Consider the following 25,465-nt stretch of genomic DNA (forward strand, 5'->3'; position numbering starts at 1 on the left):
TGCCAGTGTCGCATGCTGGCCAGACGGCGTCAGTCGCGACCAATGTCTACCCTGGGGTGTGGCTTATTGCCGCCGCGTGCGTCCCATGTCAATCAGGTCGATGGATCAGGAGTTCCAGGACGATGAGTTCCCAGTTCAAGCTATTGCGCACCCGCCGCTTTCTGCCGTTCTTCATCACCCAGGCGCTTGGGGCGTTCAACGACAATGTCTTCAAGCAGTCGCTGATCCTGGCCATACTCTACAAGTTGAGCATCGAAGGGGATCGCGCCTTCTGGATCAACCTCTGCGCGCTGCTGTTCATCCTGCCTTTCTTTCTGTTCTCGGCCTTGGCCGGGCAACTAGGGGAGCGGTTCGACAAGCACCGACTGATCCGCGCGGTTAAGCTGGCCGAGATTCTGATCATGGGGGTTGCCGCGGCGGGCTTTCTTACCGGCCATCTGCCTATACTGCTGATCGCCTTGTTCGCCATGGGTACCCATTCGGCCGTGTTCGGGCCAGTCAAGTACTCCATCCTGCCTCAGGCCCTGCAGCGCCAGGAGCTTCTCGGGGGTAATGGCTTGGTGGAAATGGGCACCTTCCTGGCGATTCTTGGCGGTACCATAGGCGCGGGCATGCTGATGGCCGAAACCGTGTATGCGCCTTCGGTGGCAGTGGCCATGGTGACAGTGGCGGTGCTCGGCTACCTGGCCAGCCGCTTCATTCCGCCGGCCCCGGCCGCGGCGCCTCACACAAGGATCCGCTGGAACATTCCCGCGCAGACGCTGCATACCCTGCGTCTGGGCCTGGGCCAGCCAAAGGCGGTGTCCCGCTCGTTGCTGGGCAATTCCTGGTTCTGGTTCGTCGGCGCCATCTACCTTACCCAGATCCCTAGCTATGCCAAGACCTGGCTGCACGGTGACGAAACCGCGGTCACCCTGGTGCTCACCACCTTTTCCGTCGGCATAGCGCTGGGTTCCGTACTCTGCGAGCGGTTGTCGGGCCGGCAGGTGGAAATTGGCCTGGTACCCTTCGGTTCCTTTGGCCTGACCCTGTTCGGGCTGCTCTGGTGGTGGCATTCGGGCCGGGTGCCGATGGCGGCGGGGGCGGGTCATGGCTGGCTGGAATTGCTGGGCCAGCCCGGCGTATGGCCGGTGCTGGTGGATATTCTTGGCCTGGGCATTTTCGGAGGCTTCTACATCGTGCCCCTGTATGCGCTCATTCAGGCTCGCATACCTGCCCATGAACGGGCCCAGGTAATCGCCGCCAACAATATCCTCAATGCGCTCTTCATGGTCATCTCGGCGGTGGTGGCGGTGGGCCTGCTCAGCGGGGCGGGGCTAAGCATTCCTCAGCTGTTCCTGGTGGTTTCCCTGATGAACGTGGCGGTGAACGCCTATATCTTCAAGATCGTGCCGGAGTTCAGCGTTCGCTTCCTGGTGTGGCTGCTCAGCCACTCGATGTACCGGGTTCGCCACCGCGGGCTGGAGCATATCCCGGAGGAAGGGCCCGCGCTGCTGGTGTGCAACCACGTCTCCTTCGTGGACGCGCTCATCTTGGCAGGCGCCATTCGCCGACCGGTGCGCTTCGTCATGTACTACCGGATCTACAAACTGCCGGTGCTCAACTTCTTTTTCCGCACCGTTGGCGCCATCCCGATCGCCGGGCGTAGCGAGGACCTGCTGATCTACGAACGGGCGTTCCGTGATATCGCCGGTTACCTGGCCGCGGGCGAGCTGGTGTGCGTGTTCCCGGAAGGCAAGCTCACCCGGGATGGCGAGATCGACGCTTTCAAGAGCGGTACTGCCACCATCCTCCAGCAAACCTCGGTGCCGGTGATTCCCATGGCCCTGCGCGGGTTGTGGGGAAGCTTCTTCAGCCGCGCGCCACACAAGGGGCTGTTCAAGCGGTTCTGGTCCAGGGTAGAGGTCGCCGCCGGGCCACCGATAGGGTCGGGCGAGCAGGCTCCGGCGGTATTGCGGGAGAAGGTGCAGGCCCTGCGGGGGGATTGGCGCTGAGGGGCAGGTTTCGGGTTCGTTCGCTAGCTGCCGCTAGCTCACACCGAGGTGCTCCCTCCGGTGGGAGCCAGCAACAGCTGGCGAACGAACCTGCGCGCCTTATTCCGTTCCCTTCATCCGCCGGAAGAAGGTAGAAAGAAGGGCGCCGGAGATGTTGTGCCACACGCTGAACAGCGCGCTCGGCACCGCGGCGATCGGGGAAATGTGCGCCGCGGCCAGGGCGGCGCCAAGGCCTGAGTTCTGCATGCCCACCTCCAGCGCCAGCGACTTGCGCTGGGCCAGGGGCAGTCCGCACAAGCGGCCGGTGAAATACCCCAGCAGATAGCCGAAGCCGTTATGCAGCATCACCACCGCCATGATCAGCAGGCCGGACTCGGCGATCCTGGCCTGGCTGGCCGCCACCACGGCGCAGACGATCATCACGATGCTCACCACTGAAACCAGTGGCAGCACCTCTACCGCAACGGCCACCGCCCTGCCGAGCAGGCGCTGGGCAATCACGCCCAGCACGATGGGTAGCATCACGAACTGCAGGATCGACCAGAACATGTCCCAGAAGGACACCGGCATCCAGGCCGAGGCCAGCAGCCAAATGAGCGCGGGGGTCAGCAGGGGCGCGAGCAGGGTGGTGACCGCGGCGATGGCCACCGAAAGCGCCAGGTCGCCCTTGGCCAGCCAGGTCATGACATTCGAGGACGTGCCGCTGGGGCAGCAGCCGACGAGAATGACCCCCACGGCGATTTCCGGGGGCAGGTGAAACGCCTGGCAGAGCACCCAGGCCACGCCGGGCATGATCACGAAGTGGGCGACCACGCCCAGGCCCACCCGCCAGGGGTGGCGCAGCACCTCGGCGAAATCGTCCAGCTTCAGGGTCAGCCCCATGCCGAACATCACCAGCCCAAGCAAGGGAACGATGTACCCCTTTAGCCCGATGAACCAGGCCGGTTGCAGGAACGCCAGAACGGCAAACACCAGCACCCAGATGGCGAAGGTATTGCCCACGAAACGGCTGAAAGCGGCCAGGGCGCGCATATGCTCTTCCTTTATTGTTATGCGTGGTTGGTCAGATGCCTTGCGGCATGTCTTCGCCGCCCAGGGCTTCGAACAGGGCCGGCAGGAAGTCGGCGAAGGTCAGCATCATCAGGGTGAAACTGGCGTCCAGCTGACTGAGGGCTTCCTCGCCACCGTCTTCCTCGGCCTGATCCTGGAGCAGCTCTTCGAACTTCAACCGCTTGATGACCATCTTGTCGTCCAGCAGGAAGGAAAGCTTGTCCTGCCAGGCGAGCGCGAGCTGGGTAACCTGCTTGCCGGTGTTCAGGTGCAGCTGGATTTCCTCGCTGGCCAGGTCTTGGCGCTTGCAGCGCACGATGCCGCCGTCTTCGCCGGTGTCGCGCAGTTCGCATTCGTCCAGTACGTAGAAATCCGCGGCTGGCTGCTGGGTTTTCACCCAGTCGGTCATGGTGGCGGTAGGGGCGATTTTCACGCTCAGCGGGCGCACTGGCAGGGAGCCCATGACCTCGCGCAAGGTGGAGAGCAGGTCTTCAGCGCGCTTGGCGCTGGCCGAGTTCACCAGGATCAGACCCTGCTTGGGCGCAATGGCGGCGAAGGTGCTGGAACGACGGATAAACGCGCGGGGCAGGAAGGCCTGGATGATCTCGTCCTTGATCTGCTCGCGCTCCTTCTTGTAGACCTTGCGCATCTGCTCGGTTTCGATCTCTTCGATCTTTTCCTGTACCGCGTCACGCACGACGCTGCTTGGGAGGATGCGCTCTTCCTTGCGCGCGGCGATGAGCAGGAAGTCCTGGCTCAGGTGCAGCAGCGGAGCGTCTTCGCCCTTGCCGAAGGGCGCGACGAAACCATAGGTCGCCAATTCCTGGCTGGCGCAGGGGCGGGCCGGCTTGCTGGCGAGCGCGGCTTCGAGGGCCTCGGGTTCGAACGGCACTTCCTGGGTGAGGCGATAGACAAGCAGGTTTTTGAACCACATTGGCGGGTGTCTCGTTAAGTACAGAAGCCGGGCATTATTCTCTCTGTTCGAGCCAAGGCCAACCCTGGGCTAAGTCTTTGGAAGGGCTCGAAAAATTTTTTGAAAAAGTGCTTGCCAGCAGGAAACGCCCTCCGTAGAATGCGCGCCACACCGAGAGACAAAGGGTGATTAGCTCAGCCGGGAGAGCATCTGCCTTACAAGCAGAGGGTCGGCGGTTCGATCCCGTCATCACCCACCACTCGCTCTGTGTATCGCGCAGCGGTAGTTCAGTCGGTTAGAATACCGGCCTGTCACGCCGGGGGTCGCGGGTTCGAGTCCCGTCCGCTGCGCCATCTTCGCTCATGGGCCAACTGAACATCCATGAGCCAAAAAACGATCCTTAGGGGTCGTTTTTTTTGCCTCTGTTTTTTGGGTACGGCCTACGCTTTCGCGATCAGTCATGAGGCACAGTTGCCTGCACCGGCACCATGTTCGCGCAGCGCAGGTCCGGCGCATGCTCGATTCGAGCTGTATGGGCTGGCGCAGGCCTTGCAGGGTAGCGGCAATGCCTGACTAGCCGGAGCCCCCGATGAGCGTTACCCCTCACTGTTCCCCCACCGAATGGCAGCTACGTTGCGAACTGGCCGCGCTCTATCGGCTGGTGGCGCATTTTCGCATGACCGACCTGATCGACACCCATATCAGCCTACGAGTACCGGGACCGGAACATCACTTCCTGATCAACCGCTATGGCGTGCTGTTCGATCACATGCGCGCCAGCGATCTGGTGCTCATCGATAAGGACGGTCGGCGGGTAGATCCCGCCTATGAGGCTCACAACGTCAATGAAGCCGGCTTTGTGATTCATTCGGCCATCCACCTGGCCCGTGAAGACATGAACTGCGTGATCCACACCCACACGGCCGCGGGCATGGCGGTGTCGGCCCAGGCCCATGGTTTGTTGCCGATTACCCAGCATGCGCTGAAGTTCTACGGCAAGCTGGCTTACCACACCTACGAAGGGGTTGCCCTGCACCTGGAGGAACGCGAGCGGCTGGTACGCGACCTCGGCTCGCACCGCGCCATGATCCTGCGTAACCATGGTCTGCTCGCCGGAGGGCGCACGGTAGCCGAGGCTTTCCATGAAATCCATTTCCTGGAGCGGGCCTGCCAGGCGCAGGTCCAGGCCCTGGCCGGCGGTAGTGAACTGATCTACCCTTCCGAATCGGTATGCCGGCTGACCGCCAGCCAGTTCACCGATGACGATGAAGGACTGGCGTTGATGCAATTGGCCTGGGAGGCAGCCCTCAAGCTCATCGCCGACCAGCGAGAGGATTACTGCTCATGACCGGCGTGGTATTGATCAGCGCGAGCGATGACCTGAGCACCTTGCGCCTGGCGATCCAGGCGCTGGCACCGGAGCTGCCGGTCTATCTTCACGGCGAGCCGGCGGCGGAGCAGGCGCAGGTAGCGGCCTGTTGGTGTCCGGCACCGGGCAGTCTGGGCGCGTATCCCCGGTTGCGCCTGGTGCAATCCATTGCCGCCGGCATCGATCACGTGTTGCGCGATGGCAGCCGTCCGCCCGGCGTCCCGGTGTGCCGGATCGTCGATGCCGATCACCGCCAGGGGATGACCGAATACGTGCTATGGGCTGTGCTGCATCACCATCGCCGTATGGACCAGGTTCTGGCCAACCAGGCCGAAGCGCGTTGGGTCGAACCGGGCCAACGCTCCGCGGCGTTGTGTCAGGTAGGGGTGCTGGGGCTGGGCGCGCTGGGCGCTCATGCCGCCAGCGCGCTGGCCAGCCTGGGCTTCTCGGTGCGCGGCTGGGCCCGCTCGGTCAAGGCCTTGCCGGGCGTTCGCAGCTACGCGGGGGCCGCGGAACTGGAGCCTTTTCTCGACGGGCTGGATATGCTCATCTGTCTGCTGCCCTTGACCGAGCAGACCCGTGGCCTGCTCGATGCTCGGGTTTTTGCTCGCCTGGCGCCGGGCGCGGTACTGGTCAATTGCGGCCGGGGTGAGCATCTGGTCGTCCCGGACCTGCTGGCCGCGCTGGACAGCGGCCTTCTGCGCGGCGCGGTGCTCGACGTGTTCGAGCAAGAGCCTTTGCCTGCGGATGACCCCTTATGGCAAACCCCCGGCGTGGTGATTACGCCGCACATGGCGTCCTCGGCCTCACCGGGCAGCATCGCTCGGCAGGTGGTCGAGAATGTGCGACGGTTGCAGGCTGGCCAGCCTTTGCTCAATGAGGCGGATCCTGAGGCGGGGTATTGAACAGGTTCCGGACGCTGCCCTATCACCCGCCGTTTCGGCTGTAGGCTGTCTAAAGGAGGACTCGACTGAGGGATACGCAGGGTGGTTCAGCGCCTAGCTTGTCGCAACCATCCTCACTATCCGACAACGGTTCAGCGGCGCACTCGCTCTTGGCTGGCAGGATGACTAGCTGCCATTTTTTTCCAGATGCTGTGAAATGTCTGGAAACTGAGTAGACAGGAATAGCCGTATGATCACTTCCCTTGTGCTCGCCACGGATAGTACTCGCTCCGTGCTACTGGCAGGAAAAGAACGGAGCCTTGCCTATACGCCATTCGGTAGGAGCTCGCCGCACCGACAGCGTAGCGGCTATAACGGCTTGCTTCTCGAACCTGACGACTTCATTGCCTTTGGAAATGGCTACCGACCCTATCTCCCATTGCTGCATCGCTTTGGAAGGTACGATAGCCTGAGCCCCTTTGGCCCCGGGGGCATCAACGGGTATGCCTATTGCAATAGCGATCCGATCAACAAGCATGATCCGGATGGTCGCGCACCGGTATGGTGGAAGTGGGTGGTGCAACAAGCCGAGATTCAGCAGTTGGTGCGTCCTCGCCCGATCATCTTACCTTCCGGACCAATCACAGGCGTGGGTCGGCCAATGGCCTCGGTTGCTCGAGTGCGAGGCGTTCGCGCAATCCCTGCCAACACAGGACGCGAATCCGGGGCCTTTACCCGCACACATCCCCTGGGACGGTCGGCACCGCAACCGGTAATAAGCGCTACCGGCGTAGAGATTGCTCCCGCTTCGGCTCCCAGCCGCGTCCTGAGCTCGGGCTATCGCGCGACGAATGGAAGAATCGAACCAGCGTTGCCTCTGTTGAATCTGCACGAGGCGCCCAGGGTACGAGGCGTTCCGCGACGGTCGAGCCCGACGCGACAGCCTGAGGCGCCCCGCCCACCCAGTCCTGATTCGGACATCTCCTATGACTCGGATGACAGCTATCTGGGAAATCCTGGAGTCATAAGCCGGTATCGTTCTTGAGCCGACGCTCTCATTCACCTTTGTATCAATTGGCATGCACTCTGCTACATACCCCGTACTCCTTCTCTCGGCGCCTGTTTTTCGGCGCCGGGTCCATCGACTGAGGTATGGGCATGCGGTTTTCCTGTGTGGGTTGTGGCAAGTGCTGTAACGATCATCACGTTCCCCTGACCCTGGCCGAGGCGGTGCAGTGGGCCGACGATGGCGGGCAATTGATCGTGCTCACCGAAGGCTTTCTGGAAGACGCCCGGCTGGACCTGGACCCCGCCTTGCAGCATGCCCGTCGCCGCTCGCTGCGGGTGCCCAGTGGAAGCGTGCATGCCTATGTGGCCATTACCTTCGCCGCTTTCAACCAGGGAGCCTGCCGCAACCTCGATGAAAACAAGATGTGCCGCATCTACGAGCGCCGCCCGCTGGTGTGCCGCATCTATCCCATGGAGATCAACCCGCACATTCCGCTGCGCGCCGAGAACAAGGATTGCCCGCCCCAAGCGTGGGAACAGGGGCCCCGGCTGATTCACGGGGGCCAAGCCGTAGACGCCGACCTGCGACAGTTGATCGAGCGCTCTCGTCAGGCCGACCGTGACGACATCGCCGCCAAGGCTGCCATTTGCCATTTGCTGGGTATCCGGAGCATGGCCTTGAAAGGGGAGGGGTTCGCCGCCTTCATGCCGGATATGACGCACTTGCGCCAGGCGGCGGAGCGGGTAGAGGCGTTGCGATTGGCCCGCTTCGCCCATGAGCAGGCCTGGTCATTGCTTGCTCCGAGCGAAGACCTGATCGCGCGTCTGGAAGAGACCGGGGCCCTGATCGCGGCTGCACTGGAGCAGCACAACCTGACCTATATCCCGCTGCGTCAGGCGGCCTGATCACTTGGCCAGGCTTGGCCTGCCCAGGGGATTTGGCGGGCCGGGCGGGTCAGAAGGCCAGAATGCCAGAATGCCAGAGAACTTCAGCAGCCGTGACTTCGGAACGCCTGCCAGTGCGGGCTCGGTTACAGGCCGAAATTGAACGCGATGGAGATGCGTGGACGGCTGCCCTTGAACGGCCGGACGCTGTGTAGCAACCAGGAGGGAAACATCATCAAAGTTCCGCTGCGGGCGGCTTCGGTGGTGGCGCAGCCGGCGCTGACGCACTCCTCGATACGCATGCGTAGCTCCGGGCGGTAGGCCGAGGCCACCAGGCCACGGGGGTCGAGGAATTCCAGGTCGCCGCCAATGCTCGGGTCCTGGGCGCGACCGCCGTCGTCCACCCAGTAGACCGCCGACCAGAAGGCCCCGGCATGGCCATGCACGCCGTTGCTGTCACCAGCACGGTTGATGTTGGCCCAGGCGTTGTAATGCCATTGGAAGGTAGCGTGAACCAGGCCGTTGTCCGCGGTGTGCACCGCCGTAAGGCTGCGCGCCATGTCCTGGGCGAACTGGAGCAGGGTGGCACCGGCCTCGCCCGACCAATTGGCGAAGTCCGCCTCCGACTGCCAGCCACCCTGGTTGCTGTGCTGTACACCCCGAGACCGGGCTTCCTCCGCGAAAATGGCGGCGCTCAGCTGCTCATTGAGGCGCGCATGCTCCGGCAGCTGGCAACTCACCAAGGGAGTAGGGAACAGCTTACGGATTTTCATCAGGCTTTCGTCGAACTGGTGCTCGGTCATTCAGAGGCCGCCGAAGGACAAAGGGTGCTTTCATTCTGGTTTCAAAGCCGGCCGAGCGCAACCGCGTCGGCGGTTCCCATCAAGCCTGCGAACCCACGGAGGACGACGGTGTCGGTAAACCAGGCGTCATTCATTTTCGAGAGGAGGCTCCATGAGCAAATCGGTTCCCTACGTCACGCTTAACGACGACAAGATGATGCCGCAGCTAGGCCTTGGGGTCTGGAAAGCCAGTGAAGACCAAGCCCGCCAGGCGGTGCGCGAGGCCTTCGAAGTGGGCTATCGCTCCATCGATACCGCGTCCGTCTATGAGAATGAGGGCGGAGTGGGCCTGGGCCTGCAGGATGCCGGCCTGCCCCGGGAGTCGTACTTCGTGACCACCAAGGTGTGGAATGCCGACCAGGGCTTTGACCAGGCACGGGAGGCGGCCCTGCGCAGTCTTGAACGCCTGGGCCTGGATTATGTGGACCTGTTGCTGATCCATTGGCCACTGCCCATGGCCGACCGCTATCTGGACACCTGGAAAGCCCTGATCGCATTGCGTGACGAAGGCCGCGCGCTGTCCATCGGCGTATCCAATTTCAACCCCAGCCACCTGCAGCGTCTGATCGACGAAACCGGAGTCGCTCCAACGGTCAACCAGATCGAAGCCCACCCGTATTTCCAGCGAGCCGACCTGCGTGCCTTCCACCAAGAGCATGGGATCCATACCGAAGCCTGGAGCCCTCTGGCCCAAGGCAAGGTCGCCGAAGACCCGCAGTTGCAGGCCATCGCCGCCAAGTATGGGAAGAGTCCGGCCCAAGTCGCCCTGCGCTGGCATCTGGACAACGGCACCATCGTGATTCCCAAGTCCGTAACGCCTGAACGCATCCGCAGCAACTTCGAAGTGTTCGACTTCAGCCTCACTGACGAGGATAGGCAGTCGATCCAGGCACTGGATCGACAGCAACGCCTGGGGCCGGACCCGGAAACCTTTGCCATGGGGGCCTGACTATCGTAGTCAGGGCGCGCCGAACATTGCTGTCCAATAGATGCCGGCGTCGCTCCTAGGGTCGGTGGCATAGGCGGCGCCCATGGCTTGCAGGCTCGGGCTCATCAGGGCCGCGCAGTGACCAGGGCTGGCCAGCCACCCCTCCACTACCTTGGCGCTGCTGTCCCGGCCCGCCGCGATGGTTTCGGTTACCTGGGCACCGCTGTAGCCGGCCAGCTCGGCCCGATCACCAGGCAGTTTTCCATCTCGATCCAGATGGTCGAAATAGTTGTGGTTGGCCATGTCCCGGCTATGGGCTTCGGCGACGCTGCCCAAGGTGTCGTCCCAGGCCAGGGGAGGGCTGGCGGTGAAGGCTTGGCCGCCGCATTGGCGAGCCTGGGCGCGGGCCCGATTGACCGCTTCGAGCAGGCTCTTGCCTTCGGCCTGGGCCGTACCCAGCCTGGCGGTCAGCAACGGGCGCGCCAACAGGATGCGCCAGTCGCGTCCTTGCTGGGTCACGGCCACATCCACGAACTGAGGGTCCAGGATGACCTGGCAATAGGGCACGGCCATGGCAGCCATGGCCGCGGCAGCGTCCCTGGGGCCGGACAGGCTGATGGCCCGGGCGTTGACCATCCGGTAGTTCGCCCGAGCCAGCGCTTGGGTCAAATCCCCCGAATCCTCGGCGGCCGCCGCCAGCCGCGTGTCCGGCGTCAGGGGCGGCAGCGGCAGCGATGCCAGATCGCCGCAGCGTTGGGGCTGGCCGCGGTATTCGTTAAGCGCGCTCACCAAGGCCGGGGCGTCATCCGCCTGGGCCGCGTTCACCACAGCCAAGGCAAGGCATAGGCCAGGTATCCAGGCACTGGTTTTGGTTCGTGTTGTCACGCGAGAAAATCTCCTCAAAGCGAAATCATTCAAACCCCAACAGGACACCCACTCATCCGCCGGTGTGCTCCACCGCGAACATGACCAGCCCGTGCCCCGTGGTACAGGGCAAGGAACTGACCGATGGGTTCAAGGATGTTCCATGCGGGTCGATAGTTGAAGATCAAGATCCCACCGATGACTTCCCTATGGCAAACCGCATATCGCGCCTATCCTTTCGCCTCCATCAGGCCTGGTGGGATTCTATCGTGATCGCTTGCTTGGGCTTGTCAGTGCTTTGGCTCGGCATTCATTTGGATCTTTTCGAAGAACTCACCCAATTCAGTGCCCAGCACGAGAGTTGGCAAGCAGATGAGCTGTTCCTTGGCTTTGTGGTCATGGGCTGGTGTGGCTTCGCCTTCGGCATTCGTCGGGTTTACGAACTTCAAAAAGAAGTCCACAGCCGCCAACTCGCTGAAAGAGCCGCAATCGACATGGCTCTCCATGACAGTTTGACTCGGTTGTCCAACCGGCGAGGCCTGGAGTTGGAGTTCCATTCCCGCAGGCTACGCCCTGATGATCCATTCTTCCTAGTGGTCTTCGACCTGGATGGCTTCAAATCCGTCAATGATGTTTATGGTCATGCCTTCGGTGACCGGCTGCTCAAGGAACTGGCGGAGCGTCTACGCAAATCCTTGCCGCAAGGTGATTTTGCATGCCGTTTGGGTGGGGATGAATTCGCGCTGATCATCCGCTCCGCCAAAACCGCCGACGCTGCTCGCCTTTTGCTCGATCAACTGGCTTCGCTGATTTCCAGCCCCGCGGTATTTGGCTCTGTGCGCCTGAGCGCGGCGGGCACCTATGGTGTTGCTCAATATCCCAGGGATGGGGCAGACCTCAGCAGCCTGCTTCGCCGCGCCGACCTGGCGCTGTATCAAGGCAAGCACGACGGCAAGAATACGATTCGCTTTTTCGATCCCCTGCGCGACTCGCACCTTGAGCAGCAGTCGCAGGTGGCGCAGCTGCTGCGCGAGGCGCTCGATAATGGCTACCTGAGCCTGGCCTATCAGCCAATCGTTTCCTTGCAGGGAGAGCAGATTATCGGTTTTGAGGCCTTGGCTCGGTTGGACCATCCCGTGCATGGACAGATTCCGCCCACGTCTTTCATCCGGGCCGCGGAACGGTCCGGGCTGATGCGGGATTTGACCACACTGCTACTGGAGCGGGCTTGTCGGGAAGCTGTGAGCTGGCCCGACCACCTTTGGCTGGCATTCAACCTTAGCGCCCTGGACCTTCGGGATGAAGGCCTCGTCGAACGGGTACAAACCGCACTGCAGCGAAGCGGCTTTCCAGCGAACCGTCTGGAGCTTGAGGTAACCGAAACCGCGGTGGTGAACGACGTAGCCATGGCCAGCAAGCAAATACACGCCTTGCAAAGGATGGGTATACGCGTCGCCATGGACGATTTCGGAACGGGCTACTCAAGCTTGGCACAGTTGAGCCATTTCAACTTCGACAAGCTGAAGATAGATCGAACATTCATCGATACGGTGCTTCAGAGCGAAAAGAACGCCCGTATCGTTCGAGCAGTCATTCACCTGAGCGAAGGCCTAGGCTTGCCCGCGCTGGCCGAAGGGGTGGAAACCCGTGGGCAAGCGCAGTGGCTAGGTGAAGCAGGTTGCCCCATGGCGCAGGGTTATCTATTCAGCGAACCGCTCTCAGAGGTTCACCTCAGAGAGCGGCTAGGGACCGTTGCCAAATCCAGCCACGAACCCGCGGTTTGACTTGTAAAGCATTCAGTCGATAGCGCCGGTATTCACACGGGTTTCTTGCCATCGCTTGTCTGCCCCGCGGCAATGAACCTAGGCTTCGGTAGCTGCTACTGGCTGGCTCCGGCTGAACGAACCCGCCGCCCGTGTCTCTATTGTGCAGCGGCCCGCATGGCCGTTTCTTGCTACAGGAGCCGAGCCAATGATTCCTCAGCCACGGGCTACCGGCGAGCCCTTCAAACGCTTGTTCTTCGCGCTGGATTGCACTGCCGAGCAGCGCCAGGTCATCGCGCGCTGGCGCAAGACGCTGCCCCTGGGGCAGGGCCGTAAGGTGCCCTCGGAACACTTTCACCTGACCCTGCTGTTTCTTGGCGAAGTCAGTCTCGAGCGCCTGCCCTCGGTACTCGCGGCCGCTGATTCCGTGCGCTCCCCCGGTGGCGCTCTGCGGGTGCCGCTGGACCGTCTCGAGGCCTGGCATCGCTCCGGTGTACTGGTGCTGGCGCCGCAGTCACCCCCTAAGGCCTTGCTCCGCCTGGCGTATGACCTGCAGCAGGCCCTGCTGCCGCTTGGCCTGCTCAAGGAAAGTCGTGATTACCGGCCTCACCTGACCCTTGCCCGAGACTTTCAAGGTCAGGCCCCTGAAGCTGTGATGCCGCCGGAACTATGGTTGAGCGCCAGCCAGTTCACGCTGTTCGAATCGCATAAAGGGCAATACTCGCCGCTCCGACACTGGTTGCTGACTTGAGCGCCTTGCCTTGTAGGGAGCTACCGAATTCCGTGTAGGAAAGAGGGAAAAGTCACTTAACTCGGTATTCATGCCGTTCCATTAGTACTATCGTCCGATCCTGTAACAATAAAAATACAAGGACGATACCAGCATGATGAAAAAAACCGCGCTTGCTACAGCCGTTGCGCTTGGCCTTGCTTTGGGTGTCACGCCTGCCTCGGCCAACCCTTCGCCATACTCCACCATGATCGTGTTCGGCGACAGCCTCAGCGATGCCGGGCAGTTTCCAGACCTGGCCGGCCCATTGGGCGCCAGTACTCGGTTCACCAACCGCACCGGCCCAAGCTACAAGGATGGCAGCGGAGAAATCTATGGCGCCGTGTCTTCCACTCAACTGGGTACGCGATTGGGGGTCGACGCCCTGGCACTGGGCGCTTCTACCTCGGCCATAAACCAGGCCGTGGGACTACCGGATGGAAACAACTGGGCCACGGGTGGCTACCGAACCGACCAGATCTACGACTCCATCACCGGTGAGTCCCGGGTGGAAATAGGTGGCCGGCTCCTGCGCAGCCGACCTGGCTACCTGGCCAACGGCAACCGGGCCGACCCCAACGCGCTCTACTACCTGAGCGGAGGCGGCAATGATTTCATCCAGGGGCAGGTGACCTCGGCCGCCACGGCAAGCGCCGCCGCTGGCCGCCTGGCCAGTAGCGTGTCCGCGCTGCAGCAGGCCGGCGCGCGCTACATCATGGTATGGCTGCTGCCTGACCTGGGGCTTACGCCCTACCTCTACGGTACCGCCAACCAGGCCGGGACATCGGCGCTCAGCGCGGTATTCAACCAGACGCTGGTGTCTCAACTGGCACAGATCGATGCCGAGATCATCCCGCTCAACGTGCCCCTGCTGCTCTCGGAAGTGGTGGCCGAGCCCGGTCGTTATGGCCTGGCTACGGACCAGAATCTGCTGGGCACCTGTTTCAGCGGCAATGGCTGCACCGAGAATGCGGCCTATGGCCTGAACAGCGGCAACGCCGACCCGAGCAAGCTGTTGTTCAACGACAGCGTGCATCCCACCAGTGCTGGGCAGAAGCTGATCGCCGACTACGCCTACTCATTGCTATCGGCGCCCTGGGAGCTGACATTGCTGCCGGAGCTGGCCCACGGCAGCCTGCGTAGCCATCAGGACAGCCTGCGAGCGCAATGGAACCAGCCCTGGCAAGCGGTAGGGCAGTGGCAGGCCATGCTCGACACCGGTGGGCAATCCCTGGACATGGATGGCCACCGCGGCGGCGCCAAGGCCGACGGCCACGGCCTGAACCTGATGGTAGGCGGCAGTTACCGACTGGACACGGCGTGGCGGCTGGGATTGGCGGGCGGGTACTACCGCCAGCGAGTGGAAGCCGGCGCGGCGGATTCCGACTATAGCCTGAACAGCTACCTCGGCACGGCCTTCGCGCAATACCGGCAGGGCCGGGTCTGGGCCGACCTGGCCGCGACCGCGGGCAAGCTGGACTATGACCAGCTCAAGCGTACTTTCGATCTGGGCCTGGGCGAACGCTCGGAAAAAGGCGACAGCCAGGGTGAGCTGTGGGCACTGAGCGGGCGCCTGGGCTACAACCTGATGGCACCAGCCGGCCCCTGGCAAGTATCGCCCTTCATCAGCGCCGACTACGCCAGCGTCAAGGTGGATGGGTATTCGGAAAAGAGCGCCCAGGCCACGGCCCTGAACGTGGATGATCAACGCCAGGATTCCAGGCGACTTGGCCTTGGCTTGCACCTCAGCCGCCAATTGACGCCCGCCACTCTGGTATTTGGTGAGCTGGCGCATGAGCGCGAGTTGAACGACGACGCCCAGTACCTGGACCTCTCTCTGCGCAGCCTGCCGGCCAATGGTTTCAAGCTTCAGGGTTATAGCCCGGCGCGCAACCATGACCGGGCCAGCCTGGGCTTGCGCCACCAACTGAGCCCCGGCCTGGCGCTGAATGCGGCCTACCACTGGCGAGGAAGCGGTCAGAGCACCCAGCAAGGGGTGAACCTGGCGCTGAGCCTGGACTTCTGACCGCGGCCTCGACCGCCTGGGCAATCGCCGCGCTTACAGCTTGAACCGAGCCACCATGCGGTTGAAGGCGGTAGCCAGGCGGGAAAGGTCCTGGCTGGAGGCGTTGGTCTGGTTGGCGCCAGCGGCGGTCTGGCTCGACAGGTCCTGGATGTTGACCAGGTTGCGGTCGACTTCGCGGGCCACCTGAGCCTGCTCCTCGGCGGCGCTGGCGATCACTAGGTTGCGTTCGTTGATACCGGCGACAGCATGGGTGATACGTTCAAGGGCCTGGTCGGCGGCGACAGCCAGATGCTGGGTGTTCTGGGCCAGAGACTGGCTGTTGCCCATGGCACGTACAGCCTGATCGGCGGTGGCCTGCACGGTGGCGATCATGGTCTCGATCTCGCCAGTGGAGGTCTGGGTCCGCGCCGCCAGGGCACGCACCTCGTCGGCCACCACGGCGAAGCCGCGGCCTTGCTCGCCCGCCCGGGCCGCTTCGATGGCGGCATTGAGGGCCAGCAGGTTGGTCTGCTCGGCAATGCCACGGATCACATCCACCACGTTGCCGATGTTACGTACCTGGTCCGCCAGGGTGTGCACGGTTTCGGTTGAGCCATTGAGCTCGCGGGCCATGCCGTTGATCGCGTCCACCGCCTGCTGTACCTGGGTACGTCCGGTTTCGGCTTCCTGGCTCGTGCTGCGCGAGGCTTCAGAGGTGGAAACCGCGTTGCGGGCCACTTCCTCCACGGCGCTGGTCATCTCGGTCACCGCCGTCGCCGCCTGCTGGATTTCGTCATTCTGACGGGTCAGCCCACGGGTGCTTTCCTCGGTCACCGCGCTCAGTTCTTCGGCTGCCGACGCCAGTTGCTCGGACGCCTTGGCAATCTCCTCGATGGTAGTCTTCAGGTTGCTCTGCATGCCGCCCAGGGCCGTCAGCAACTGACCGGTCTCATCGGTACGGTCGGCCTGAATGGAAACCGTCAGGTCGCCCGCGGCTACGCGCCGGGCTGATTCCACCGCCAGGGCAATGGGGCGGGCGATGGCGCGGGTGATGATCAACCCCAGCAAGATGGCGAGCACAAAGGCGAGAACGATCACGCCCACCAGCCAGTAGGTGGCATGCTGCGCCGTGGCATCGGCTTGAACGGCAGCCTCTTCGATCTGCCGGGTATTGGAATCCCGGATCAGGGTAATATCGTCGAGCACGCGTTTGTAGCTTTCCAGCACGGCGCCGTTGAGGGCCTGCCGGGCTGCTTCGATATTGCCCTGGTTGATGACAGTCACGGCCTGATCGATGGCATCCTGCAGGGCTTTCCAGTCAGCGCGCTCCAGGGCATCGCCAGCGGCGCGCTCGTCGTCGGCCAGTGGGGTTGCGCGATAAACCGTAAAGTCTTTCCAGGCCTCGTCGCGGTTGGCGTTCATGACGCCAAGCAACTCGGCCCGCGCGGCCTCGGGCGCCTTGGCCGCCACCAGCGACAGGTAGCGATAGAGATCGCGGTTTTGAGCGATGACCGCCGAGCGAACCTTGTTGACGTTGAGGATGGATACCACGTTGTTGGAGAACACGCTATCGAGGCTGTCGCCAACCTGATTGATGCCACGACCGCCGATGATACCTACCAGCAAGGTAAGCAGCGCGCACAGCACGAAGGCGCTGAGCAGCTTGGTGGCAAGCTTGGCGTTATTGATGAAACCCATAGTGATCGAGCCCTTTCCGTAGCCGTCGAAGTTACGTGCGGGCCAGGCCCGCCGGTGGTTCTAAGCATCGGCGATCCCCGGTCAAACTAAAGCGTAGCGGGCGCTTGGCCGACGCGCGGCGCGCCCGGTCTCAATCTCCAAGCAGGGCGCTCACCTTCGCCGCCAGGCTGGCCATGGGGAACGGCTTGGTCAGTACCGCCATGCCGGGTTCAAGGTCGTTGTTTCCCAGTACCGCGTGCTCTGCGAAGCCAGTCACGAACAGCACCTTGAGCCCGGGCCGTACCACCCTGGCCGCATCGGCCACCTGGCGGCCGTTCATGCCGCCTGGCAGGCCGACGTCGGTCAGTAGCAGATCGATGCGCCCGCCCCCTTGCAGCAACTCCAGCCCGGCAGGGCCATTGTCGGCTTGCAGGGTGCGGTAGCCGGCATCCTCCAGCGCCTGGGCCATGAGCATGCGAACAGTGGCCTCGTCGTCGATCACCAGGACAGTACCGCCGCTGCCGGCTTCGATCGGCCGGGCCGGTTGGGCCGTGGTATCCAGTACCACTTCCCCGGTGTAGCGTGGCAGGTAGAGCATGAAGGTGGTGCCCTGGCCTACGCTCGAGGTGACTCGCACCTGGCCGCCGGATTGACGGACGAAACCGTGGACCATGGACAACCCCAGCCCTGTGCCCTGGCCGATGGGCTTGGTGGTGAAGAAGGGATCGAATATACGCTCGACGATATTGGCAGGGATACCGGTACCTGTATCCGCCACTTCGATAGCCAGGTATTCCCCAGGGGCCAGGTCCAGTGCCGTCGCGTCATCGCCACCGAGCCATAGATTGTCGGCCCCCAGGCGGAGCATCCCCCCCTGAGGCATTGCGTCTCGCGCATTGATCGCCAGGTTCAGCAGCGTGCTTTCCAACTGCACGGCATCGATCCGCGCTGACCATAAGTCAGGCGTATCCCGTACCACCACAGTGATAGCGGGGCCCACGGTCCGCCGGATCAACTCCTCCATGCCGCTCATCAAGCGGTTCACGTCCGTCGGCCGGGGTGCCAGGGTCTGTCGTCGGGAGAAGGCCAGCAGACGCTGGGTCAACGCGGCTGCCCGCTGCGCTGACGTCTGGGCTCCCTGGAAGAAGCGCTCCAGTTTGTCCAGGCGGCCGCTCTTGAGGCGCTGCTCGACAATTTCCAGGCTGCCGATGATGCCAGCCAGCAAATTGTTGAAGTCGTGGGCGATACCTCCCGTCAGCTGGCCGACGGCTTCCATTTTCTGGGCCTGCCGCAAGGCCTCATGGGCCTGGGTCAGTTCTTCGGTCCGTTGGGCGACCCGCTGTTCGAGCGTTTCGTTGGCGGTTTGCACCTGTTGGAACAGACGGGCGTTATCGATGGCGATCGCGGCCTGGGCCGCCAGGGCAACCATCACCTGCTCATGCCGTTCGCTGAAGCGTCCCCGCTCCGGGTGGCCGAAGAACAGCCCGCCCAGCACACCGCCCTGGCGCGATACCACCGACACGGCCAGGTAGCTGCGCACCGGCAGGTGACCCCTGGGCATGCCGTGATGCGGGGCGTTACGGCCATAGCGTGGGTCAGCCAGGATATCGTCGGAGCGTACCACTCCCTCGTCACGGAAAGTCGGCCCGAACACGGCCGTCGCGCGGGGACCGCCGAAAGGCTTGAACTGCTCCCGGTCCGCCCCGGAAAGGGTAAACAGGGCCAGGCGTTCGCCGCTCTCATCCGGCACGTTGTGAAAGAATGCACCGAACTTCGCGCCCGTCAGCGCCACTCCGGCATCGGTGACGGTTTGCACTACCCGCTCAAGATCCAGGTCGCCGGCCAGCAGCTTGTTGATCCGGTCCAGGGTTTCCATGGTGCGGGTTTGCTCGCGCAGGGCCGTCTCGGCGCGTACCCGGTCGCTGATGTCGACGACCAGTTCGAAACAGGTGCCATCCGGCAGGCGCTTGGCCGCGACCAGACCCCACCAGCGACTGCCGTCCTCGCGCAGGTATTCGCGCTCGTAGGGGGTACTGGCCCCGGTAGCCTTGAGTTCGAGGAAGGCGTGGCGTACTTCGTCCCACCCGGGCTCCGGGGTCAGGCTTTGCCAGGTCAGGCGACCAGCGCGCACGTCGTCGCGGTGGTAGCCGCTCATGCGCAGGAACGCCTCATTGGTATCGATGACCACGCCCTGGTCATCGCTGAACACAGCACCGACAGTGTCGATTTCCAGGGCCGAACGGAAGCGCTCCTCGCTCGCAGCCAGGGCTGCTTCGGCCACATGTGCCTCGGTGACATCGAAGCCTTCGCAGAAGATACCAATGACACGATCAGCTTCATCGGTCAGCGGTTCATAGATGAAATCCAGGTAGCGCTGCTCGGAAGGAGCGCCTTCGAAGGCAAGCTGAATCGGGGTGCGCCGCGCCACGAAACGCTCGCCAGTGCTGTACACCTGGTCAAGCCATTCGTAGAACCCCTGGCCGGCCAGTTCGGGAAACACTTCGCGGATGGGTTTGCCGATGAAATCCCGATGGCCGAACAGACGCAGGTAGGCACTGTTGACGAACTCGAACACATGCTCGGGACCGTGAAGAATGGTAATGAACCCGGGAGCCTGTTCGAACATTCGGCGCTGACGGGCCGTGTGTGCTTCGCGCGTGCGGTCATGAAGCACCCGGTCGGTGGTTTCGTGGCCCTGATTGAAAATGCCCACTACCTCGCCTGCTTCGCCGCGTATGGGCGTCAGGCTGTAGTTCCAGTAGGTTTCAGTGACCACGCCGTCACGCAGCATGGGCAGCATCTGGTCGAACACGGTCACGCCTTCACCCGCGTCGAGCACCTGGCGCATCTGCGGACCGATCACCGACCAGATGTCATGCCATAACTGGGCGGCCGGCTGGGCCAGGGCCTGGGGATGACGCTCGGCCGGAACGTGCGCCCAGGCATCGTTGTAAAGCAGGCGTAGGTCTTCGCCCCAGTAGATGGCCGTGGGAAAGCTGGAGTTGAGGCAGATGCTCAGGGCCGATTGCAGCGACTGTGGCCAAGTGTCCGGCGCGCCAAGCGGCGTCTGCGTCCAGGCAAAGGCCCGGATACGTTCGCCCATCTGGCCCCCGCCAAAAAGAAAGCTTGGCGTGGAAGGGGTGTCGCTTTCGCTCTTCATACAGCTGCCCATGGTACTTCGTGGCTCCCCGCGACTTGTTGCGGCGCGCAAGTGTAAGAGATTCGCCGCCGGGCGGCACGGATAAAGGTTGGCCTTCGGCAGAGGGTGCTAGGGTGCGGACCGCGCGATGCTGTCAGAGCTTGGACAGCGCCCGGCTTCGAAGTGCTGGCCGACGAATGCGCGAGCCGGCCCATTGTCCACTCCATGTCAAAGTGACATGATCCGACCGCCGAGCATCTATGCTCGGCTGCCATGGCCATTGCAGAGCCATCGACGCCATGGCCAGCTTCTCTGATCATTGAGGAAAGATCGAGCAATGCCACGCAGCCGTCGCGAACTGGGCCGGGATTTTACCCGCCGCATCTATGGCCCACGCGCGCTGGGCTGTGCGCTCAGCGCGCTATTCATCGGCACCGTGGCCTATCAGGGCGGGGATACGCCAGTCTGGGTCTGGGCGCTGATGGCCCTCAATGCCTTCTGCTGGCCGACCCTGGCCTACCGCCTTGGCCGAGCCAGCGCGGACCCCTACGCCGCCGAGAAACGCAATCTGCTGCTCGATGGCCTGTTCGCCGGGTTCTGGGTGGGGCAGATGGCGCTGAACCTCCTGCCCTCCGCGTTGCTCCTGGCCATGGTCGCCATGAACGGAGTGGCTGCCGGGGGCGCGTCCATGTTGCGCGCCACCCTTGGGCTGCAAGCAGTGGGGGTGTTGCTGGGTCTGGCCGGGGCGGGGCTGCGCATAGCCCCGGAAACCACTCAACTGCAGATGATCAGCTGCTTGCCCATGCTGGTGGTCTATCCAGTGACCGTGGCTAGCGCCAGCTACCGCCTGGCCGTACAACTGGCCGAGCACAAGAGGGCGTTCAAGCTCATCAGCACGCTCGATGGCATGACCCACCTGCCGCATCAGGCGGCCTGGATGACCAGACTGGGCGAAACCTTCGAGCAGTGCCGCGCGGGTGAGCAGGGGGCCATACTGGCCCTGCTGGATATCGACGATTTCAAGTCGGTGAACGACAGTCATGGCCATCTGGTGGGCGACGCCATGATCGGCCGCCTGGCGAATCTGCTGCGCGCCGGGCTTGGCCCCCAGGCCGTGCCAGGGCGCTATGGAGGAGACGAATTCTGCGTGATCCTGCTCGGGGTCCCCGTCAGCCAGGCCTGCGAGCAGCTCAACGATATCCGCAAGCGCTTCGCCGAATGGACCGACGGCGTTTCACCCGCCCAGGCCAGCCTGAGCATCGGCCTGGTGCCCTATTCGCGCCGTTACGCCAGCGAGCGCGACTGGCTGCATGCGGCCGACCAGGCGCTGTACCAGGCCAAGCACAGCGGCAAGAATCGGGTCTGGTTGCAAGAGCTGCCGTTGGCATAGACGGTCGGTATGCCAACCTACGGTCAATGGACTCAGCATGCATTGAGTTTCGTACAAGGTGTTGTACCATGATGCCGCTGGCAGGCGTCGTCCCGATGATTGGAGCAACTCTGTCCGGATGCTTTGAAAGCTGACTGTTTTTCAAGGCCAACACATCAGCAGGCTCCTCCCCCCAAGGGTTGCAGCCATCCTCTGGCGTCAGAGGAAGGAACGAGACATGCAGGTACTTACATTCAGCGAAGCCAGAGCAGGCTTGAAGCGAGTCATGGATGACGTATGCCGGGACCATGAGCCCACGGTCATCACTCGCCAACGCGGCGATCACGTTGTGCTGCTATCGCTGGAAGATTTCAACTCGATGAACGAAACGATGTACCTCCTCGGTACGGCGTCGAATGCCTCGAGACTTCGGGAATCCATTGCCCAACACAAGGCCGGGACAGCGTTCACGAAGGATATTCCGATCGATGTCCCAGAAGAAAAAGCAGCAGAATAAAAAGGCAGCCACCGAAAGTGTCCAGGTATCCTTCACTGCCATAGGCTGGGAAGACTTTGAGTACTGGCGCGCTCATGACGCGAAGATCCACGCGGGCGTCTGCCGGTTGGTCGGCGAATGCATGCGTACGCCCTTCGAGGGGGTGGGCAAGCCCGAACCGCTCAAAGGCGATTTATCGGGCTACTGGTCCCGGCGCATAACGAAAGAGCACCGGTTTGTGTATCACTACGGCGCCGGCACCTTGACTGTGATCGCGTGCCGATTTCATTACTGAATGAGCCTACAGCGCGATCACCTTGAAATCCTATCTGAAAGGTCTACAGGCTAGCCCACATCGGAGCGGCGCGAACCTCTCGAATGGGGTAACGGCCTTCGCGAGCTCCGCCTGCGGCTTCGCCCGTCTCCTCCGGACAAGGTCTAGTCGCCCTTGGGACCATACAGGTCCCCGATCACCTGTTCCCCCAATGCCAGCCCCACGCTCATTCCCAGCCCGGTATGCATCAGCACTGCGCTGATGCCGTCGCCCACGTGGGTAACGCTGAACGGGCCGGGCCCGCGGCAGCCATACACGCCTTGCCAGCGTTCCACGATCTCCAGCTCGCCACCGAGAGTATGTTCGGCCAGCTCCAGCAACAGCCGGTCCACCGCTTCGGCGTTGAAGGGCGAAGCATCGCTGCCGTAGGCATGGGAATCACCAATGATCAGGTCGCCGTGGGGCGTAGGGCTGATCAGCAGGTGGATGCCATGGGCTTCGAGCGCGGGCTGGTCACGGCGTATGGCCTGGCGGATCGCCTCGGCTTCGGGCAGGTCCGCGTAGGCTCCGTAGTGCACACAGCTCAGGCCGGTCAGAAGGGCATGGCGCAGGTCGAGAGGGCGCCTGGGGCGAGCGCGGAGCATCTGCAAGGCACACACCTGAGGCTTGAGCGCGGCCATCTGCTCGGCCAACAGCGTCTGGTAGTCGTGACCTGAGCATACGACCACCCGGGGTGCACGGAACACGCCCTCGGTGGTGACCACGCTGCCCGGCGCCAGGTCGCGGACCAGGGCCGAAAAATGAAAACGCACACCCAGTTCCTTGGCCAGGTAGGCAATGATCTGGGGCAGTGCCTGCCGGGAGTACAGCTGCTGGTCATCCAGGCCATGGAGCGCGGCCCGGTGGTGAGCGAAGCGCCCTTGGTACAGCTGCGCCAGGGCCGGGCCTCGCAGTAGCTCGCTGCGATAGCCCAGGGCCTTGCCGCGGCCGGCTTGGAAGGCTTCGAGCAGGGCTTCCTCGGCTTCGCTGCGGGCGAACAGCAAAGAGCCTTGCTGGCGCAGATGCAGCCCCGCCTGTCCGGCCAGTTCGGCCCACAGGCCGCGTGCCTTGCGGGCAAGGTCCAGCATCGGGCCAGGGGCCTGGCCGCTGACCAGGGCCTGGCCGAAGTTGCGCACCGAGGCGCCCAGGGGGGTATGACTACGTTCGAACACCCGCACGTTCAATCCGCGACGCGCGGCAGCCCAGGCATGGGCAAGGCCCAGGATGCCGGCACCGACTACGATCAGGTCTGTGGTTTTTTCAGTCATGATGGGCTCCTGCCGACTCATCGGGCTACGGGTTCGGATTTGCCGTCGTAGCGCTTGCGCCATTCGGCCAGGATGCGGTCACGGTTTTGCGAGGCCCAGGCGAAATCGTTATTGACCAGGCGCTGCTCATAGTCGGCCGGCAAGTCTTCGAAACGGGCTGCCAGGCCCGGCTGTGCCAGCACTGCGAAGTTGTTCCGGTACAAGGCCATGGCCGTTGGGCTGGAGGCGAAGTCCGCCAGCTTGCGTGCCGCGTCCAGCTTGGCGGTGCCCTTGATGATGGCGCTAGCCTCGATCTCCCAGCCCAGGCCTTCGCTTGGCAGGATGATGTCCAAGGGCGCGCCTTTGCGCTTGAGTTGCACGGCCGGGTATTCGAAGGAGATGCCGATGGGAAATTCACCGGCGGCGGCCTGCTTGCACGGCTTGGAGCCGGAATGGGTGTACTGGCCGATGTTCTGGTGAAGCTGGTCCATGTAGGCCCAGCCCTGGGCTTCACCGAAGGTCTGCAACCACGCGCTTACATCCAGGTAGCCGGTGCCGGAGGAGGCTGGGTTGGGCATCACGATCTTGCCCCGGTATATCGGCTTGGTCAGGTCGGCCCAACTGGCGGGCCTGGGCAGGCCCTGCTTCTGCGCCTCCACGGTGTTGAAGCAGAGCGTGGCGGCCCAGCCGTCCATGCCTACCCAGGCGGGCGGATTGGCCGGGTCTCGATAACGCGGGCCGATCTGCGCCAGGTTGGTCGGCGCGTACGGCAGCAGCAGGCCCTGGTGGTCGAGGATGGCCAGGCTCGAGCCCGCCAGGCCCCAGACAACGTCCGCCTGGGGACGGTCCTTTTCGGCCAGCAGCTTGGCGGTGACGATGCCCGTGGAGTCGCGTACCCACTTGATCCTGATATCCGGATGCTGCTGCTCGAAGGCGGCCTGGTAAGGCTTGAGTTGTTCCACCTCCAGGGCGGTATAAACGGTGAGTTCGGTGTCGGCCTGGGCGTGTGAGGCCAGGGCCAGGCACAGGGAAACGGCCAGCGCGGCGGGCTTGAACATAAGAAGGCTCCGGTGGGAATGAGGCGGACGGTTTTGTCTGGACAGTTCGGGATGGCTCAGTCCGAACTCGGATGTTCACCGCGGGCCAGGCGTGCATTGATGGCATCGACGATTGGCGGCAGGTCGGCCAGGGTATCGATCAGGTAATGCGGCCGGCAGGATGCCAGTTCGGCATCGATGCGATGGCGATGGGCAGCCCGCTCCTGGCCGGAGAGCGCCTGGAACTGCTCCAGGCTGAGCCCGAGGCAGTTCCCGGAGAAGCGCAACGCGACGGTCCACATCCCGGCGCGCCGCCCCTCCAGCAGCCCCGGCGTGGTATCGTCGACTTTCACACAGGCGGCGACATCCTCCAGCCCCAGGGCGATGACATTGGCCAGGGCCTGGGCTGGGTACGGGCGCCCGCAGGGTACTTCGTCACTGGCCACCACATGGTCGGGGCGGTAGCCCGCCGCGGCTGCAAGCGCCTGGACCTTGCTCATCACCGCCCGGGGGTACCCGGAGCAACTGCCGATCTTCAGCCCCCGCTCACGCAACGCGGCAACAGCCTCCAGGGCGCCGGGTATCAGCGTTGAATGTTCAGCGACCTTTTCGATCTGCAGGGGCATGAAGCGCTCGTACAGGGCCGTCACATCCGCGTCCGTGGGTGCGTGGCCGAAGCGGCGCGCAAAGCGTTCGGCCACCGCGGGCTGATCGCAGAGCGCGCGGATGTGGTCCCACTTGCCCATGCCCATGGGGCCGCGGGCTTCTTCCAGGCTCAGGGCCAGGTCGAAGCTGGCGAAGGCTTGCACGAAGATATGGGTGGGGGCGAAGGAGCCGAAATCCACCACGGTGCCTGCCCAGTCGAGAATGGCGGCCTGCAAATGAGTGGGGTGTTGGTAGGTCATGGAATGCT

Annotated in this window: 21 protein-coding genes and 2 tRNA genes; 14 read left to right on the forward strand and 9 right to left on the reverse strand. The window is 63.2% G+C overall.

The features are described from left to right. Positions 1-122 precede the first annotated feature (122 nt). Complete coding sequence (locus ACP691_RS05310) at positions 123-1,994, forward strand: MFS transporter (RefSeq protein ID WP_426152851.1); 1,872 nt, start codon at positions 123-125, stop codon at positions 1,992-1,994. A 99-nt stretch (positions 1,995-2,093) separates the two neighbouring features. Here ACP691_RS05310 and ACP691_RS05315 read toward each other — a convergent pair whose 3' ends face one another. Then, a complete protein-coding gene (locus ACP691_RS05315) occupies positions 2,094-3,026 on the reverse strand; it encodes a bile acid:sodium symporter family protein (protein ID WP_426152853.1) in 933 nt (310 codons plus the stop codon). Between the two features lie 31 nt (positions 3,027-3,057). Then, positions 3,058-3,978, reverse strand: coding sequence for a recombination-associated protein RdgC (gene rdgC / locus ACP691_RS05320; protein ID WP_426152855.1), 921 nt, complete (start codon positions 3,976-3,978; stop codon positions 3,058-3,060). A gap of 162 nt (positions 3,979-4,140) precedes the next feature. Between rdgC and ACP691_RS05325 the strand changes: the two genes are divergently transcribed. The 6 genes from ACP691_RS05325 (at position 4,141) to ACP691_RS05350 (ending at position 8,124) form a co-directional block, all read left to right on the forward strand. Further along, a tRNA-Val gene (locus ACP691_RS05325) sits at positions 4,141-4,216 on the forward strand. 17 nt (positions 4,217-4,233) lie between these two features. Next, a tRNA-Asp gene (locus ACP691_RS05330) sits at positions 4,234-4,310 on the forward strand. Between the two features lie 236 nt (positions 4,311-4,546). Further along, positions 4,547-5,305 carry a class II aldolase/adducin family protein gene (locus ACP691_RS05335; protein ID WP_426152857.1) on the forward strand — a complete coding sequence of 253 codons (759 nt, stop codon included), beginning with the start codon at positions 4,547-4,549 and terminating at the stop codon, positions 5,303-5,305. Further along, positions 5,302-6,231 carry a 2-hydroxyacid dehydrogenase gene (locus ACP691_RS05340; RefSeq protein ID WP_426152858.1) on the forward strand — a complete coding sequence of 310 codons (930 nt, stop codon included), beginning with the start codon at positions 5,302-5,304 and terminating at the stop codon, positions 6,229-6,231. The genes ACP691_RS05335 and ACP691_RS05340 overlap by 4 nt, the downstream gene beginning before the upstream one ends. 229 nt (positions 6,232-6,460) lie before the next feature. Next, positions 6,461-7,255, forward strand: a complete 795-nt coding sequence (locus ACP691_RS05345; RefSeq protein ID WP_426152860.1) for an RHS repeat-associated core domain-containing protein — start codon at positions 6,461-6,463, stop codon at positions 7,253-7,255. 107 nt (positions 7,256-7,362) lie between these two features. After that, entirely contained in the window at positions 7,363-8,124 is a 762-nt protein-coding gene (locus ACP691_RS05350; RefSeq protein ID WP_426152862.1) for a YkgJ family cysteine cluster protein, read from the forward strand. 125 nt (positions 8,125-8,249) lie between these two features. On the opposite strand, the gene ACP691_RS05355 is transcribed toward ACP691_RS05350, so the two are convergent. After that, complete coding sequence (locus ACP691_RS05355) at positions 8,250-8,906, reverse strand: TIGR02466 family protein (protein WP_426152864.1); 657 nt, start codon at positions 8,904-8,906, stop codon at positions 8,250-8,252. 151 nt (positions 8,907-9,057) lie between these two features. Here ACP691_RS05355 and ACP691_RS05360 point away from each other — a divergent pair, with 151 nt between their 5' ends. Beyond that, on the forward strand, positions 9,058-9,894 hold the full coding sequence (locus ACP691_RS05360) for an aldo/keto reductase (protein WP_426152866.1): 837 nt from the start codon (positions 9,058-9,060) through the stop codon (positions 9,892-9,894). A gap of 9 nt (positions 9,895-9,903) precedes the next feature. Here the strand turns inward: ACP691_RS05360 and ACP691_RS05365 are convergent, their stop codons facing one another. After that, positions 9,904-10,728 carry a CAP domain-containing protein gene (locus ACP691_RS05365; protein WP_426153012.1) on the reverse strand — a complete coding sequence of 275 codons (825 nt, stop codon included), beginning with the start codon at positions 10,726-10,728 and terminating at the stop codon, positions 9,904-9,906. Positions 10,729-10,748: 20 nt separating this feature from the next. Here ACP691_RS05365 and ACP691_RS05370 point away from each other — a divergent pair, with 20 nt between their 5' ends. From ACP691_RS05370 to estP, 3 genes are all read left to right on the forward strand, one after another. Then, the gene (locus ACP691_RS05370; RefSeq protein ID WP_426198513.1) at positions 10,749-12,521 is read left to right on the forward strand and encodes a putative bifunctional diguanylate cyclase/phosphodiesterase; all 1,773 of its coding nucleotides are present in this window, start codon (positions 10,749-10,751) and stop codon (positions 12,519-12,521) included. A gap of 187 nt (positions 12,522-12,708) precedes the next feature. Then, positions 12,709-13,251, forward strand: a complete 543-nt coding sequence (gene thpR, locus ACP691_RS05375; RefSeq protein WP_426152870.1) for an RNA 2',3'-cyclic phosphodiesterase — start codon at positions 12,709-12,711, stop codon at positions 13,249-13,251. A 133-nt stretch (positions 13,252-13,384) separates the two neighbouring features. Then, the gene (gene estP, locus ACP691_RS05380) at positions 13,385-15,295 is read left to right on the forward strand and encodes an esterase EstP (RefSeq protein WP_426152872.1); all 1,911 of its coding nucleotides are present in this window, start codon (positions 13,385-13,387) and stop codon (positions 15,293-15,295) included. Positions 15,296-15,328: 33 nt separating this feature from the next. Here estP and ACP691_RS05385 read toward each other — a convergent pair whose 3' ends face one another. Both ACP691_RS05385 and ACP691_RS05390 read right to left on the reverse strand, forming a co-directional pair. After that, the gene (locus tag ACP691_RS05385; protein WP_426152874.1) at positions 15,329-16,972 is read right to left on the reverse strand and encodes a methyl-accepting chemotaxis protein; all 1,644 of its coding nucleotides are present in this window, start codon (positions 16,970-16,972) and stop codon (positions 15,329-15,331) included. A 130-nt stretch (positions 16,973-17,102) separates the two neighbouring features. Then, positions 17,103-20,111 (reverse strand): PAS domain-containing protein, encoded by a 3,009-nt coding sequence (locus tag ACP691_RS05390; protein WP_426152876.1) that lies wholly within the window; start codon positions 20,109-20,111, stop codon positions 17,103-17,105. 316 nt (positions 20,112-20,427) lie between these two features. Between ACP691_RS05390 and ACP691_RS05395 the strand changes: the two genes are divergently transcribed. From ACP691_RS05395 to ACP691_RS05405, 3 genes are all read left to right on the forward strand, one after another. Continuing rightward, entirely contained in the window at positions 20,428-21,480 is a 1,053-nt protein-coding gene (locus ACP691_RS05395; protein ID WP_426152878.1) for a diguanylate cyclase, read from the forward strand. A gap of 217 nt (positions 21,481-21,697) precedes the next feature. Beyond that, the gene (locus ACP691_RS05400; RefSeq protein WP_040262430.1) at positions 21,698-21,976 is read left to right on the forward strand and encodes a type II toxin-antitoxin system Phd/YefM family antitoxin; all 279 of its coding nucleotides are present in this window, start codon (positions 21,698-21,700) and stop codon (positions 21,974-21,976) included. Beyond that, a complete protein-coding gene (locus ACP691_RS05405) occupies positions 21,948-22,250 on the forward strand; it encodes a Txe/YoeB family addiction module toxin (RefSeq protein WP_040262431.1) in 303 nt (100 codons plus the stop codon). The genes ACP691_RS05400 and ACP691_RS05405 overlap by 29 nt, the downstream gene beginning before the upstream one ends. A gap of 143 nt (positions 22,251-22,393) precedes the next feature. Here the strand turns inward: ACP691_RS05405 and ACP691_RS05410 are convergent, their stop codons facing one another. The 3 genes from ACP691_RS05410 to phnX are packed head-to-tail and all read right to left on the reverse strand — an operon-like array spanning position 22,394 to position 25,457. Further along, positions 22,394-23,536: a TIGR03364 family FAD-dependent oxidoreductase gene (locus tag ACP691_RS05410; RefSeq protein WP_426152880.1), complete on the reverse strand. Its 1,143-nt coding sequence runs from the start codon at positions 23,534-23,536 to the stop codon at positions 22,394-22,396. A 17-nt stretch (positions 23,537-23,553) separates the two neighbouring features. After that, positions 23,554-24,573 carry a putative 2-aminoethylphosphonate ABC transporter substrate-binding protein gene (locus tag ACP691_RS05415; protein ID WP_426152882.1) on the reverse strand — a complete coding sequence of 340 codons (1,020 nt, stop codon included), beginning with the start codon at positions 24,571-24,573 and terminating at the stop codon, positions 23,554-23,556. 56 nt (positions 24,574-24,629) lie between these two features. Beyond that, a complete protein-coding gene (gene phnX, locus ACP691_RS05420) occupies positions 24,630-25,457 on the reverse strand; it encodes a phosphonoacetaldehyde hydrolase (RefSeq protein WP_426152884.1) in 828 nt (275 codons plus the stop codon). Between the last annotated feature and the right edge of the window lie 8 nt (positions 25,458-25,465).

It is taken from the genome of Pseudomonas sp. DC3200b2 (genome assembly GCF_049895785.1).
Taxonomy (GTDB): domain Bacteria; phylum Pseudomonadota; class Gammaproteobacteria; order Pseudomonadales; family Pseudomonadaceae; genus Aquipseudomonas; species Aquipseudomonas massiliensis.

Coding starts and splice junctions, on each gene's coding strand:
- ACP691_RS05355 (WP_426152864.1), bottom strand. CDS start 8,906: ATGACCGAGCACCAGTTCGACGAAAGCCTGATGAAAATCCGTAAGCTG.
- ACP691_RS05415 (WP_426152882.1), bottom strand. CDS start 24,573: ATGTTCAAGCCCGCCGCGCTGGCCGTTTCCCTGTGCCTGGCCCTGGCC.
- ACP691_RS05400 (WP_040262430.1), top strand. CDS start 21,698: ATGCAGGTACTTACATTCAGCGAAGCCAGAGCAGGCTTGAAGCGAGTC.
- ACP691_RS05350 (WP_426152862.1), top strand. CDS start 7,363: ATGGGCATGCGGTTTTCCTGTGTGGGTTGTGGCAAGTGCTGTAACGAT.
- ACP691_RS05410 (WP_426152880.1), bottom strand. CDS start 23,536: ATGACTGAAAAAACCACAGACCTGATCGTAGTCGGTGCCGGCATCCTG.
- ACP691_RS05310 (WP_426152851.1), top strand. CDS start 123: ATGAGTTCCCAGTTCAAGCTATTGCGCACCCGCCGCTTTCTGCCGTTC.
- thpR (WP_426152870.1), top strand. CDS start 12,709: ATGATTCCTCAGCCACGGGCTACCGGCGAGCCCTTCAAACGCTTGTTC.
- ACP691_RS05405 (WP_040262431.1), top strand. CDS start 21,948: ATGTCCCAGAAGAAAAAGCAGCAGAATAAAAAGGCAGCCACCGAAAGT.
- ACP691_RS05385 (WP_426152874.1), bottom strand. CDS start 16,972: ATGGGTTTCATCAATAACGCCAAGCTTGCCACCAAGCTGCTCAGCGCC.
- phnX (WP_426152884.1), bottom strand. CDS start 25,457: ATGACCTACCAACACCCCACTCATTTGCAGGCCGCCATTCTCGACTGG.
- ACP691_RS05335 (WP_426152857.1), top strand. CDS start 4,547: ATGAGCGTTACCCCTCACTGTTCCCCCACCGAATGGCAGCTACGTTGC.
- ACP691_RS05395 (WP_426152878.1), top strand. CDS start 20,428: ATGCCACGCAGCCGTCGCGAACTGGGCCGGGATTTTACCCGCCGCATC.
- ACP691_RS05345 (WP_426152860.1), top strand. CDS start 6,461: ATGATCACTTCCCTTGTGCTCGCCACGGATAGTACTCGCTCCGTGCTA.
- estP (WP_426152872.1), top strand. CDS start 13,385: ATGATGAAAAAAACCGCGCTTGCTACAGCCGTTGCGCTTGGCCTTGCT.
- ACP691_RS05390 (WP_426152876.1), bottom strand. CDS start 20,111: ATGAAGAGCGAAAGCGACACCCCTTCCACGCCAAGCTTTCTTTTTGGC.
- ACP691_RS05315 (WP_426152853.1), bottom strand. CDS start 3,026: ATGCGCGCCCTGGCCGCTTTCAGCCGTTTCGTGGGCAATACCTTCGCC.
- ACP691_RS05340 (WP_426152858.1), top strand. CDS start 5,302: ATGACCGGCGTGGTATTGATCAGCGCGAGCGATGACCTGAGCACCTTG.
- ACP691_RS05360 (WP_426152866.1), top strand. CDS start 9,058: ATGAGCAAATCGGTTCCCTACGTCACGCTTAACGACGACAAGATGATG.
- rdgC (WP_426152855.1), bottom strand. CDS start 3,978: ATGTGGTTCAAAAACCTGCTTGTCTATCGCCTCACCCAGGAAGTGCCG.